This is a genomic window from Streptomyces deserti (assembly GCF_054782695.1).
This window is the reverse complement of sequence record NZ_BAAGRZ010000016.1, coordinates 167,218-180,885: the sequence shown is the minus strand read 5'-3', so window position 1 is coordinate 180,885 and position 13,668 is coordinate 167,218. Positions and strand designations below refer to the sequence as shown.

The window sequence follows — 13,668 nt, the reverse complement described above, 5'->3', positions numbered from 1 at the left end:
GTGCGGAAGGTGCCGTGCGGCTGCTCGGGCGTGCCCTCGGAGCGGGGGAAGAACTCGTACCAGGAGCCGTACAGCGCCCGCTCCCGCTCCACCAGCAGCGTCAGCGTTTCGGACTCGGTCACCAGCTCGCGCAGCGGGTGGCGGGCCAGCACCCGGTCGACCTCCGGCGTGAGCGCCGCCGCCAGGCGGGCCGCCGCCGGGCGGTCCTCGTCGCGCAGGGCGTCGACGGCGGCGAGGATCACATCCCGCCCGCCGTCGCGGGGCACTCCCTCGGCGGCCCGCTCGTAGAGCCGCGCGCCCTCCTCCAGGACGACCTCCGTGTCCATCCCCGCCGGGATCTTGATCTGCGCGTGGTGCCGCCAGGTGCTGATCGGATCACCCCACGCCTCGACCGTGTACGTCCACAGGCCGGGTTCCCCGGCGGTGACCATGGCTCCCCACCGGTCCGTGCCCGGGGCGAGCTCCCGCATCGGCGTCCACGGCCCGGGGCGGCCCTCCGGATCCTTCAGGACGACATTGGCGGCGACCGCGTCGTGCCCCTCACGGAACACGGTGGCCGATATTTCGAACGTCTCGCCGGTCACGGCCTTGGCCGGCCGGCGCCCGTGCTGGACGATCGGGCGGACGTCGAGGACGGGTATGCGCCCGACGGCGGTCGCGTGGCGCGCGGAGGGTGGCTCCGCGGTGGGTGGACCGGCGGCGGCCGGGCGCGCCGAGAGGGCTTCCGCGCCGGGCGCCGGACGCGCTCCGGTGCCGGGGGACGCGTGCGCCGTGGTGCCGGGCGTCGGGTGCGCTCCGGCACCGGTCGTCGCGTGCGCTCCGGTGCTGCGGGACGGGGGTGCTGAGGAATGGTGCTTGGCGGGCATGACCGCTCCTGTCCGCGTCAACGTGGGTGGGCGGATGTCTGTGGGGAGGTGGGTCCTGCGTGGTGTTCCTGAGGGGTGTACCCGCAGGAGCCTTCCCACACTGTTCGGGTGGGCAATCCGGCGCTTTGTTAACTACTCACGCGTATGTCGACACACAAGACCGGCCTCTGCCGACACACAGGACCGGCCTCGTCCGCGACGGACGAGGCCGGTCCCTGTGCCGTGCCGCTGCCTCGGCGCTGTTCCGCGTTATCCGCGCGGCACCTGAAGGAGTTTGTTCGGCGAACCGAGGCCCCGGCCGGAGACCTTCCCGGACACCGCCCCGCTGATCAGTGCCTTCGCGACCTGCGCCGGGGTGGCTTTCCGGTGGTCGGCCAGATACAGCGCCGCCGCGCCCGCGACATGCGGTGACGCCATGGAGGTACCCGAGTACGTGACCCGGGCGGTGTCGCTCGCGGCGGACGCGGAGGTGATCTCCACGCCCGGGGCGAACAGGTCAAGGGCCGAGCCGTAGTTCGAGAAGGCCGGCTTCGTGTCCCTCCGGTCGGTCGCGCCGACCGTGATCGCCTGCGGGACGCCTGCCGGCGAGTACAGGCCGGCCGGCATGCCGTCGTTGCCCGCGGCGACCGTGTACGTGACGCCGGAGGCGATCGAGGTGCGGACGGCGGCGTCCAGCTGGGCGTTGCGGTAGCCGCCCAGGCTGAGGTTGGCCACGGCGGGCTTCTTCGCGTGCCGGGTCACCCAGTCGATGCCGGCAATCACCTGGGCCGTGGTGCCCGCGCCCGCGTGGTCGAGGACGCGGACGGCGACGACCCTGGCCTTCTTGGCGACGCCGTAGGACTTTCCGGCGACGGTGGCGGCGACATGGGTGCCGTGGCCGTTGCCGTCGCCCGCGTATGCGTCTTTTCCGACGAAGTCCCAGCCGTAGCTGGCGCGGCCGCCGAAGTCCTTGTGAGAGATCCGGATGCCGGTGTCGATCACGTACACCGTCGTGCCGGCGCCCGCGGACTCCGGCCAGGTGTAGCTCTTGTTCAGCGGCAGGCTGCGCTGGTCGATGCGGTCCAGGCCCCAGGACGGCGGGTTCTTCTGGGTGTGGTCCAGGGTGACGCGGCTGTCCTGGACGACCGAGGCGACGCGGGGGTCGGCGGCGAGCAGCTTGGCCTGTCTCTCGTTCGCCTTGATCGCGTAGCCGTTGAGGACCGTGCCGTAGGTGTGGCTGATTTTCGCGCCGTACTTCTCGGCGAGGCTCTTTCCGGTCGCTGACTTCGCCGGTGCCTCCTCCTTCAGTGTCACCAGGTAACTTCCGTTCACGGAGCCGGGGTTTCCGGCGCCGAGTATCCGCCCCTCCGGTGCGGCGTGCGCGGGCAGGGTGATGGCCGAAAGCGCGGCAGTACAGGTCACCGCGGTCAGACCCCCCGCCCAGCGCAGACGCCGTGTTCGCGTCCGTGCCATGGTTCGAGTTCCCCTCCTCAACTCGGCGTGTCTCGGCCTGAGTTCGCCGGGGTGTGCCCCTGGCGGGCCGGTACGCCACTTGGCAGCGTCTCGTGCGGTGTGAAGCGCCACAAGGACGCCTGTGGGGGCGGAATCGGCCATATCGGTTATGGGGGATGTGGGTGGGGTACCAGGGCGCCTGGGCCCGACACGTCCCCTTCCGTGCGTGGGCGACTGCGGCGCGTGGGGCGCTCAGCTGCGGGCCCGGCCCGGCGCAGCGCGGCAAGCCCCAGCGGTGGGTGTGCCGGCGCCGGTACTGTCGGGAGGGACGCCAAGGCGCACCCTGCGTCTCCAGCGAACGCGTTGAGGTGGAATGTGAAGGCGATCCGTCGATTCACCGTCCGACCCGTTCTCCCCGACCCCCTCCAACCGCTCAGCGATCTCGCCCGCAATCTGCGCTGGTCCTGGCACGCGGAGACCCGTGACCTGTTCCAGACCGTCGACCCCGAACGCTGGGCCGCCTCGGGCGGCGACCCCGTACGCCTGCTCGGCAGCGTGTCGCCCGGGCGGCTCGCGGAGCTCGCCGAGGACCGCCGGTTCCTGCGCCGCCTCGCCGCGGTGGAGGGCGACCTGCACGACTACATGACCGGCGACCGCTGGTATCAGGCGCAGCCGGACGAACTTCCCCGTGCCGTCGCCTACTTCTCGCCGGAGTTCGGCATCACCGCCGCCCTGCCGCAGTACTCCGGCGGCCTCGGCATCCTGGCCGGTGACCATCTGAAGGCGGCCAGTGACCTCGGTGTGCCCCTCATCGGGGTCGGGCTGCTGTACCGGCACGGCTACTTCCGCCAGACCCTGTCCCGGGACGGCTGGCAGCAGGAGCACTATCCGGTCCTCGATCCGCACGAGCTGCCGGTGGTGTTGCTGAAGGAGGCCGACGGTACGCCCGCCCAGGTCAGCCTCGCCCTGCCCGGCGGCAAGTCGCTGCGCGCCCGGATCTGGCTGGCCCAGGTCGGCCGGGTCCCGCTGCTGATGCTGGACTCGGACGTCGAGGAGAACGACCTCGGCGAGCGTGGTGTGACCGACCGGCTGTACGGCGGGGGCAGCGAGCACCGGTTGTTGCAAGAGATGCTGCTGGGGATAGGAGGTGTGCGGGCGGTACGGACGTACTGCCGGCTGACCGGGCATCCCGAGCCCGAGGTGTTCCACACGAACGAGGGACACGCCGGGTTCCTCGGGCTGGAGCGCATCGCCGAACTCTGCGCGGAGGGCCTGGAGTTCGACTCCGCCCTGGAGGCGGTGCGGGCGGGGACGGTTTTCACGACCCATACGCCCGTGCCCGCCGGGATCGACCGGTTCGGCCGGGAGCTGGTCGCCCGGCACTTCGGGCCCGACGCCGAGCTGCCGCGGATGGATGTCGAGCGCATTCTGCGGCTGGGCATGGAGACCTACCCCGGCGGTGAGCCGAACCTGTTCAACATGGCCGTGATGGGCCTGCGCCTCGCCCAGCGCGCCAACGGCGTCTCGCTGCTGCACGGCCAGGTCAGCCGGGAGATGTTCGCCGGGCTGTGGCCCGGCTTCGACGCCGACGAAGTGCCCATCACCTCGGTGACCAACGGCGTGCACGCACCGACCTGGGTCGCCCCGGAGGTCTTCCGGCTCGGTGCCCGGCAGATCGGGCCCCAGCGCACCGAGGACGCCATGACCGTGGGCGGTTCGGACCGCTGGGACGCGGTCGCGGACATCCCCGACCAAGAGATCTGGGAGCTGCGGCGGTCGCTGCGGGAGCAGCTGGTGCTGGAGGTGCGGGAGCGGCTCCGGGCCTCCTGGCGGCAACGCGGGGCCGGGACGGCCGAGTTGGGGTGGATCGACGGGGTGCTCGATCCGGACGTGCTGACCATCGGGTTCGCGCGGCGGGTGCCGTCGTACAAGCGGCTGACGCTGATGCTGCGGGACCGTGATCGGCTGATGGAGCTGCTGCTGCATCCGGAGCGGTCCGTGCAGATCGTCGTCGCGGGCAAGGCCCATCCGGCCGACGACGGGGGCAAGCGGCTCATCCAGGAGCTCGTGCGGTTCGCCGATGATCCGCGGGTGCGGCACCGGATCGTGTTCCTGCCCGACTACGGGATGGCCATGGCGCAGAAGCTGTATCCCGGCTGCGACATCTGGCTGAACAACCCGCTCCGGCCGCTGGAGGCGTGCGGGACCAGCGGGATGAAGGCGGCGCTCAACGGTTGTCTGAATCTGTCCGTTCTGGACGGGTGGTGGGACGAGTGGTTCCAGCCCGACTTCGGCTGGGCGATTCCCACGGCCGACGGGGTCGGTACGGTCCCGGACCGGCGCGACGACATAGAGGCCGCCGCCCTGTACGACCTGCTGGAGCAGCGGGTGACGCCCCGCTTCTACGAGCGCGGCCAGGACGGGCTGCCCGACCGGTGGATCGAGATGGTCCGGCAGACGCTGAGCCTGCTCGGGCCAAAGGTGCTCGCGGGGCGCATGGTGCGGGAGTACGTCGAGCGGCTCTACGCGCCCGCGGCCCTCGCCCACCGTTCCATGGACCCGGACTCGGCGCGCGATCTCGCCGAGTGGAAGGCCCGGGTGCGGGCCGCCTGGGGCGGGGTGACCGTGGACCATGTGGAGACGTCCGCCGCGACGGCCACCGCCGAGCTGGGCACGACGCTCGGGCTTCGGGTGCGGGTGGGCCTCGGCGACCTCGGGCCGGACGACGTCGAGGTGCAGGCCGTGTCGGGGCGGGTGGACGAGGAGGACCGGATCGCCGACGCGACCACCGTGCCGCTGAAACCGGCGGGCGGCCCGGACCAGGAGGGGCGCTGGGTGTACGAGGGGCCGCTCTCCCTGGACCGCACGGGCCCGTTCGGCTACACGGTCCGCATCCTGCCCGCCCATCCGCTGCTGGCGTCCAGTGCCGAGCCGGGGCTCGTCGCGGTGCCGTCGGAGGAGCTGGCGGAGGCGGCGGGGCTGCTCATGCGGTGATCGTCACTCCGGGAGACCCTGCGTGCTCAGCCGCTGGAGTACGGCCCCGCAGCGCCGGGCGTACGCGTGCTGCAGCCCGCGGGTCGCCGGCCCGCCCGCGCGGGCGTACCACTTGGCCCCGCGGCTGAAGGCGTTCACGGTCAGCCACACCGTGCCGTCGCCCGTGCGGTCCACGACGAAGGACTCCTCGCCGCACTCCGGGTGGCCGGTCAGCGTCCCGTACGCCCAGCCGGCCCGGCGGGGTTCCTCCACCGTCCAGACGATGCGGCAGGGCGCCTTGATCATCCCGGCGAGGGTGACGGTGACGTCGACGCCGGGCGCGGCCCGGTCCGCGCTCGCGTCGATGCCGACGCCCAGCGCCCGGTGCATCTCCCAGGTGAGGACCGCGTCCGCCGCCCGCCGGAAGACCTGCTCGCCCTCGCCCAGGCGGGTGCGGACGTGCAGGGGGTGGAAGCCCGGCGGGCAGAAGCCCTGCTCGCGCGTGGCGCCGACATCGGCGTAGGTGAAGTCCTCCGAAGACATGACCCAAGCGTAGGGCGGCACCCGGGAGTGCCTTCGTCCCGGGTGCCGCCCGCGGGGTGTGTCCGGTCAGTTCACGTTGACCGCGGACCAGGCCGCCGCGACCGCCTTGTACTCGGGGCTCGTCGAGCCGTACAGCGCCGACGCCGCGTTCAGGGTCGCCGTACGGGCGCCGGAGTACTTGGTCGTCGACGTCATGTACGTGGTCAGCGCCTTGTACCAGATCTGCAGCGCCTTGGTGCGGCCGATGCCGGTGACCGTGGAGCCGTTGGAGGTGGGCGAGTCGTAGGACACGCCGTTGATGGTCTTGGTGCCGCTGCCCTCGCTCAGCAGGTAGAAGAAGTGGTTCGCCGGGCCCGAGGAGTAGTGCACGTCCATGCTCGCCAGGCGGGAGGACCAGGCGTCGGCGGAGTTGCCGTCCTTGCTGGGCTTGTCCATGTAGCGCAGCGGGCTGCCGTCGCCATGGATGTCGATCTTCTCGCCGATGAGGTAGTCGCCGGGGTCGGAGGCGTTGTTCGCGTAGAACTCCGCGCCCGCGCCGAGGATGTCGGAGGTCGCCTCGTTGAGGCCGCCGGACTCGCCGCTGTAGTTCAGGCCCGCCGTGTTCGACGTCAGGCCGTGGCTCATCTCGTGGGCTGCCACGTCCAGCGAGGTCAGCGGGTGGGCGTTGCCCTCGCCGTCGCCGTACGTCATGCAGAAGCAGGCGTCGGACCAGAAGGCGTTGACGTAGTTGTTGCCGTAGTGGACGCGCGAGTAGGCGGCCTTGCCGTCGTTCCTGATGCCGCTGCGGCCGAAGGTGTTCTTGTAAAAGTCCCAGGTCACCTGGGCGCCGTAGTGGGCGTCGGCGGCCGCGGTCTCCAGATTGGACGGGCTGCCGTTGCCCCAGACGTCGTCGGAGCCGGAGAACAGGGTGCCGGTGCCGGAGGTGCCGCGGTTGAGGTTGTACGTCTTGTGGCCGCCGCGCGCGGCGTCGGTCAGGTTGTACGTCGACCCGGACTGCGTGCTGCCGAGGGTGACCTTGCCGGCGTACATGGTGTTGCCGGTGCCGGTCTCGATGCCCTGGTACTCGTAGAGCTTCTCGCCGGTGGCCGCGTCGGTGACGACGTGCAGCTCGTTCGGGGTGCCGTCCTCCTGGAAGCCGCCGACGACCGTCTCGTAGGCCAGGGTCGGTCTGCCGTCCGCCGCCCAGATCACCTTGCGGGGCGCGGAGTCGGCCTCGGTCTGCTCCGAGCCGGCCGCCTTGGCGAGGGTCACGGCCTGCTTCTCGGCCTTGGCGGCGGTGACCGCCGGCTTGAGCGAGGCGACCTTGATGGCGGCCTTCGTCGCTCTCGTGACGCCCTTGGTCTCGCCGGACTCCGACTCGTGCACGACGAGGTCGCCGCCGAGGACCGGCAGGCCGGCGTAGGTGCGCTCGTAGCGGGTGTGGACCGTGCCGTCGGCGTCCTTCACGACGTCCTTGACGACCAGCTTCTCCTGCGCGCCGAGGCCTATCTCCTCGGCGGTCTCGGGGGCGGCCGCCTGCTGCTCCCGGATGAGGGAGGTGCGGGCGGGCGCGGAGAGCAGGACCGGAGCGGCCGACAGGGCCGGCTCGGCCGATGCGTCCGCGGAGGCACTGCCGGTCAGGCCGGTGGTGAGCAGGGCGCCGGCCGCCACGGCGGTGGCGATGGCCAGGGTGGTGCGCTTGCGACGCGCGTAGAGGGGGGTCACACGAGCTCCTCTTGTGGGGGAAGTGGGGCGGTGCTGGTGCGGCGGGTGGAGGAAGAGTGGCACCTGGGGCGCGTACATGTCAGGAGGGTGCGGTGATGTTGGCCGGAAGTCGACTGTCCGGTGAACGTTTCAAGAAGGTAAACAGCGCCGCCCCGGCGGGAGTTGACCCCCGGGACGGCGCCTGTCCTCGAAGACGCCCTAGGGCAAAGACGTCCTACGGGAAGGTCAGCTTCCAGCTGTTGATGTGGCCGGTGTCCTGGGCCGCCTGGTCCTGCACCCGCAACTTCCAGGTGCCGTCGGCGACTTCGGACGAGGCGTTGACCGTGTAGGTCTCGCTCACGTTGTCCGCCGAGTCGGAGGAGCTGAAGTTCTTCAGGCGGTACGCCGTGCCGTCCGGAGCGAGCAGGTCGATCACCAGGTCGCCGCGCCAGGTGTGCACGATGTCGACCGAGACTTGGAGGCCGGCGGGCGCGTTGCCGGTCCGGCCGGACACGGTGACCGGCGAGGTGACGGCCGCTCCGTTGTCCGGAATCGACACGTCGGTGGTGTTCTCGAAGGACGTACCGCCACCGCCTCCGCCGCCGGAGCGTGAGCCGACGTTGACGCCCGCCCAGGCGTCCTGCACCGCCTCGTACTCGGCGCTGTCGGTGCCGTACAGCTCACCGGCCGCCGCGAGGGTGCCGGTGCGGGCGCCCGCGTAGTTCGTGGTCGAGGTGAACTTCGTGGTCAGCGCGCGGAACCAGATCTTCTCCGCCTTGGCGCGGCCGATGCCGGTGACCGGCAGGCCGTCCGAGGTGGGCGAGTCGTAGGTGACCCCGTTGATGGTCTTGGTGCCGCTGCCCTCGCTCAGCAGGTAGAAGAAGTGGTTGGCGGGACCGGACGAGTAGTGCACGTCGATCGAGCCGATGCCCGAGTACCAGCTGTCCTTGGACGCGCCGTCCTTGCTCGGCCTGTCCATGTGGCGCAGCGGGGTGCCGTCGCCGTTGATGTCGATCTCCTCGCCGATGAGGTAGTCACCGGCGTCGGAGGAGTTGTTCGCGTGGAACTCGACCGTCGCGGCGAAGATGTCGGAGGTCGCCTCGTTCAACCCGCCGGACTCGCCGCTGTATCTGAGGCCCGCGGTGTTGGAGGTGAGCCCGTGGGTCATCTCGTGGGCGGCCACGTCGATCGACGTGAGCGGGTTGGCGTTGCCCGAGCCGTCGCCGTAGGTCATGCAGAAGCAGCTGTCCGACCAGAACGCGTTGACGTAGTTGTTGCCGTAGTGGACCCGGGAGTAGGCGGCCGCGCCGTCGCCGCGGATGCCGCTGCGGCCGTGCACGTTCTTGTAGTAGTCCCAGGTGAGGGCCGCCCCGTAGTGGGCGTCGGCGGCGGCCGACTCCGGGTTCGACGGGCTGCCGTTGCCCCAGACGTCGTCGGAGCCGGAGAAGAGGGTGCCGGTGCCGGAGGTGCCGCGGTTGAGGTTGTACGTCCTGTGGTTGCCGCGCGCCCCGTCGGTGAGGTCGTACGCCGACCCGGACCGGGTGGTGGTGAGGTCGACCGTGCCGGAGTACACCGTGTGGCCGGTGCCGGTCTCGACGGCCTCCCACTCGTACAGCTTCGCGCCGGTGGCGGCGTCCGTGACGACGTGCAGCTCCTGTGGGGTGCCGTCGTGCTGGAAGCCGCCGACGACCGTCTCGTAGGCCACGGTCGGCCTGCCGTTCGCGGCCCAGATCACCTTGCGGGGTTCCCGGTCGATGCCGGGACTGCTGGCGTGCTCCGCCTTCGCGGCGGACAGGGCCTGCTGCTCGGCGCGGGCGGCGGGTACGGCGGTCTTCGTCGTGGCCGGCTCGATGGCGGCGCGGGTGGCCTTCACGACGGACTCGGTGGCGTCGGACCGCGTGCTCTCGACGAGCAGGTCGCCGCCGAGGACGGGCAGTCCGTCGTAGGTGCGCTCGTAGCGGGTGTGCACGGTGCCGTCGCGGTCCTTGAGGACGTCACGGACGACGAGCTTCTCCTTGGGGCCCAGGCCGAGTTCCCGGGCGGTCCCGGCCTTGGTCGCGTCGGCCTCGCGGATCAGCGCGGCGCGCTGGGCGGGGGAGAGCCGGACCGGCTCGGAGCCCGGGTTCGCCCTGCCCGCGGCCGACGGTGCCTTCTCCGGGGCTGCGGTGGCGGTGCCGGTCTGGACGGCCGCGGCGAGCAGTGCGGCGACACCGGCGAGGGCTACGGCCGCGGCGCGGCGGTGGGCGGTGCGGGGGTGCGCGGTGTGGCCGGGCGGGGTGTGGTAGGTGCCTGTGTGGTGCGTGCGTCTGTGGTGGGTGCCTCTGTGGGAGGGGCTGCTGCTCAACACTGCCTCCTTCTGCGTGGCCGCGGGTCGCGCGGCCAGGGGAGACCGGGCGGCGGGTGGGCCGGCCGGGACGGAGCTGTGGGGTTGCTGTGGAGCGGCAGTGGAAGGGTGGCAGCACATCGGCCTTCTTGTCAGGGGCGCGTCAGAAGTTTGGCCGGAAGTGCTCCGGTGCCCGGATGTTCATGTTCGGTATACGGACGTCAGGGGGCGGGTGGCCGGTCCCCGTGCCACGTCCGCCACAGCGCCGCGTACGCCCCGCCGGCCGCCACCAGCTCGTCGTGCGTGCCGAGTTCGGTCAGCCGGCCGTCCTCCATGACGGCGACCCGGTCCGCGTCGTGCGCGGTGTGCAGGCGGTGGGCGATGGCGATGACGGTACGGCCCTCCAGCACGGCGGCCAGGGCGCGCTCGGTGTGGCGGGCGGTCGTCGGGTCGAGCAGGGCGGTGGCCTCGTCCAGGATCAGGGTGTGCGGGTCCGCCAGCACCACGCGGGCGAGGGCGAGTTGCTGGGCCTGAGAGCCGTCGGTGCGGTGACCGCCCTGGCCGAGCGGGGTGTCGAGGCCGCTGGGCAGCTCCCGCGCCCAGGCGTCGGCGCCGACCGCCTCCAGCGCGGCCCACAACCGCTCGTCGTCGGCGGCCGGTTCGGCGATCCGCAGGTTGTCGCGGACCGTCCCGAGGAACACGTGGTGCTCCTGGGTGACCAGGACGACCTGGCGGCGCAGCCGTTCGGGGCCGAGCGCGACGACGGGCACGCCGCCCACGGTGACCGTGCCGGCGGTGGGCGCGTCGATGCCCGCCAGCAGTCGGCTCAGCGTGGTCTTGCCCGCGCCGGAGGGCCCGACCACGGCCAGCCGTTCGCCGGGTGTCAGCGTCAGGTCGACCCCGCGCAGCACCTCGGCGCCCCCGTCGTAGGCGTAGCGCGCGCCCGTCACGTCGATACGGTCGTCGGCCGGATCCGGGCAGTCCCCGTCCCCGGCGGCGCGCGGCACCCGGGCCAGCCCCTCCACCCGGGCGAACGAGGCGCCGCTGCTCTGCAGTTGCTCGACCCGGACCAGGATCTCGTCGAGCGGCCCGCTCAGCTGGTGCAGATACAGGGCGGCCGCCACCACCGACCCGAGACTCATCGACCCCTGCGTGTGCAGCACCCCGCCGATCAGCAGCACCCCGGCCACCGGAACGATGTACGACACCTCCACCACGGGGAAGAACACCGTGCGCAGATACAGCGTGTAGAACCGGGTGCGCCGGGCCGTCTCCAGCGTGTCCCGGCTCGCCGCGATCCGCCGTTCCTGGAGCCGGAACGCCTCGACCGTGCGGGCCCCGGCCGCCGTCGCCGCGAGGATCTCCGCGACCTCGGAGGTGGCCGCGCCCTCGGCGAGATAGCCGTCGCGGGCCCGGCGCAGATACCAGCGCAGCGCGAACCAGATGGGCGTCAGACCGAGCACCCCGAGCGCGCCGAGCAGCGGATCCAGCAGGAAGACCGCGCCGGCCAGGAACAGCGTCTGCACGATGTTGATCAGCAGCTCCGGGCCGGCGTCCCGCAGGGTCGTGCCGACGGTGGTCACGTCGGCGGTGCCGCGCGCGGTCAGGTCACCGGTGCCGGCGCGCTCCACCACCGACGCGGGCAGGGCGAGTGCCCGGTCCACGAACCGTTCCCGGACCCGGGCCAGTGTGCGCTCCCCGAAGCGGTGTCCGACGTAGCGGGCCCAGCGTGCCAGCAGCAATTGCGCCGTCGCGCACAGCAGGAGGGCCAGCGCCAGCCGGTCCACGGCGGCCACCCCGGTCCCCGCCCGCACCTCGTCCACGATCCGCCCGAGCAGCCAGGGACCGGCGAGGCCGGCGACGGCGGCGAGGGCGTTCAGGGCGAGGACGGTGGTGAAGGCCCGGGCGTCCGCCCGGACCAGGTCCGCCACGGCTCGGCGGACGTCGGAGGGGGCGGCGATGGGGAGGTGGCCTGTTGTGGCGGCATCCGGCTCGGGGCTTGGTGGGATCAGCCGGGTGCGGGTGCGGGTACGTCGTGGTCGGTCGCGCCCACGCGGCGCAGCCGCAGAGGTCCGCGTCCCGCGCCCCTCGGGGGGATGCAGCTCCGTCAACTCACGACCTCCTGCGTGTCCGTGTCCCGCGCCACCAGGGCGCGGTAGCCCGGCTCCTTGTCGAGGAGCTCGCGGTGGCCGCCCGCGGCCGCGACCTTGCCGTCGGCCAGGTAGTACACGGTGTCCGCGCGGTCCAGCACCAGCGGGGAGGTGCTGGTCACGACGGTCGTACGGCCCTCGCGTGCCTGACGCAGCCGGTCGGCGACCGTCGCCTCGGTGTGGGCGTCCAGCGCCGAGGTCGGTTCGACGGCCAGCAGCACCTCGGGGTCGGCCAGTACGGCCCGTGCCAGCCGCACGCGTTGCCGCTGACCGCCGGACAGGCTGCGGCCCTGGGCGGCCACCACCGAGTCCAGCCCGTCGGGCAGGCCGAGAACGATGTCGTCGGCGGCCGCCGTGCGGAGGGCCCGGGCGAGCTCCTCGTCCCCGGGGACCCGCCGGCCGCCCACCAGCTCGCGCAGCGGCCCGGCGAACAGGTCGGCCTCGTGGTCGGCGACCAGGATCCGCTCCCGGACCTGCGCCAGGGCGATGTCGTCGAGCCGTGTCCCGCCCCAGGTGACGCCCGACGGGGCGTACCGGCCGAGGCGGTCCACCACGGCGGCGGCGTCGGCGGGGCGGTCGGCGGCCAGCGCGGTCAGCCGGCCCGGCAGCACCCGCACACCGGAGTCGGGGTCGTGCAGCACCGACGGCTCGGCGGGGGCGTCGGCGGTGCCGCCGTCGGCCGGCGGCTGAAGCCGCAGCAGCCGTACGACCCGCCGGGCGGCCACCACGCCCCGGCTCAGCTGGTAGCCCATGTCGATGAGGAACGCCACCGGGCCCACCAGCACGGCCACATAGCCGTACACCGCCACCAACTCGCCCACGGTGATGTGCCCCTGGGCGGTCAGCCGGGCCGCGAGCCATGTCACCACGGCGAGGAACAGCGTCGGCAGTCCCACGCCCAGCGCCTGCATCCAGCTGGTCACCGCCCCGACCCGGTACCCCTGTTCGCGCAGCCGCCGCGAGTCGCGGCGGAAGGCGTCGGCGACCAGGCCCTTGCCGCCGAGGCCGCCCAGCACGCGCAGCCCGCCCGCGAGGTCGCCGATCCGCGCGGTCAGCACACCCTGCCGCTCCCGGTACTCGCTCTCCGTGCCCTGCAACCGCCCCATCAGCGGCCCCACGACGACAGCGATCACCGGCATCCCGAGCAGCACCACCGCGGCCAGCAGCGGCGAGACCGACAGCAGCAGCCCGGCCACCACCAGGTAGGCGACGACCGCGCCGACACCGGGGCCGACGACCGTCAGCGACTGGCTGATCGTCTGCACGTCGCCCACGCCGATCGTGACGACCTCCCCGGCCCGGGTCTGCCGCGCCAGCGAGGCGCCCAGCCGCACCGCCTGCCCGACGACCACCTTCACCGTGCGGAAGTTGGCGTCCATCCGCACCCGGGTCATCGTGCGGTGCCGCATGATGCTCAGCCAGGCGTTGAACGACCCCACCACGAACAGCGCCGCCGACCAGCCCGCCAGTGCGCCCATGTCACCCGGTTCGAGGCCCTCGTCGATGGCCCGGGACATCAGGTACGGCGTCGCCGCCAGCAGCACCATCCACGTACTGCCGAACAGCGCCCCCAGGGCGCACCGGCCCGGCTGCCGGGTCACCAGCCACCACAGGTAGCGGGCCCCGCCGCGACAGTCGGGCGTGCCGGGATCCTCGTACGCGTCGATCATCCGTTCCCCCGAGAGATGCGTGAGAGACA

At 72.5% G+C, this 13,668-nt stretch carries 8 protein-coding genes; 1 reads left to right on the top strand and 7 read right to left on the bottom strand.

All coding sequences use genetic code 11. From position 1 onward, the window contains the following. Together ACYVMZ_RS25000 and ACYVMZ_RS24995 are read right to left on the bottom strand one after the other, a co-directional pair. A partial coding sequence (locus ACYVMZ_RS25000) for a maltotransferase domain-containing protein (protein ID WP_461083290.1) occupies nucleotides 1-866 on the bottom strand: 866 nt, incomplete at its 3' end. Nucleotides 867-1,115: 249 nt separating this feature from the next. Beyond that, nucleotides 1,116-2,318: a S8 family peptidase gene (locus tag ACYVMZ_RS24995; protein ID WP_461083288.1), complete on the bottom strand. Its 1,203-nt coding sequence runs from the start codon at nucleotides 2,316-2,318 to the stop codon at nucleotides 1,116-1,118. Nucleotides 2,319-2,672: 354 nt separating this feature from the next. On the opposite strand from ACYVMZ_RS24995, the gene ACYVMZ_RS24990 reads away from it, so the two are divergent. Beyond that, complete coding sequence (locus ACYVMZ_RS24990) at nucleotides 2,673-5,291, top strand: glycosyltransferase family 1 protein (protein ID WP_461083286.1); 2,619 nt, start codon at nucleotides 2,673-2,675, stop codon at nucleotides 5,289-5,291. Between the two features lie 3 nt (nucleotides 5,292-5,294). Here ACYVMZ_RS24990 and ACYVMZ_RS24985 read toward each other — a convergent pair whose 3' ends face one another. The 5 genes from ACYVMZ_RS24985 to ACYVMZ_RS24965 form a co-directional block, all read right to left on the bottom strand. Then, nucleotides 5,295-5,813: a DUF1990 domain-containing protein gene (locus ACYVMZ_RS24985; protein ID WP_461083284.1), complete on the bottom strand. Its 519-nt coding sequence runs from the start codon at nucleotides 5,811-5,813 to the stop codon at nucleotides 5,295-5,297. Between the two features lie 66 nt (nucleotides 5,814-5,879). Further along, on the bottom strand, nucleotides 5,880-7,517 hold the full coding sequence (locus ACYVMZ_RS24980) for a M4 family metallopeptidase (RefSeq protein ID WP_461083282.1): 1,638 nt from the start codon (nucleotides 7,515-7,517) through the stop codon (nucleotides 5,880-5,882). Nucleotides 7,518-7,731: 214 nt separating this feature from the next. After that, entirely contained in the window at nucleotides 7,732-9,843 is a 2,112-nt protein-coding gene (locus ACYVMZ_RS24975; RefSeq protein WP_461083280.1) for a M4 family metallopeptidase, read from the bottom strand. Between the two features lie 197 nt (nucleotides 9,844-10,040). After that, nucleotides 10,041-11,750 (bottom strand): ABC transporter ATP-binding protein, encoded by a 1,710-nt coding sequence (locus ACYVMZ_RS24970; RefSeq protein WP_461083278.1) that lies wholly within the window; start codon nucleotides 11,748-11,750, stop codon nucleotides 10,041-10,043. A 176-nt stretch (nucleotides 11,751-11,926) separates the two neighbouring features. Beyond that, complete coding sequence (locus ACYVMZ_RS24965) at nucleotides 11,927-13,639, bottom strand: ABC transporter transmembrane domain-containing protein (protein WP_461083305.1); 1,713 nt, start codon at nucleotides 13,637-13,639, stop codon at nucleotides 11,927-11,929. Nucleotides 13,640-13,668: the final 29 nt, after the last annotated feature.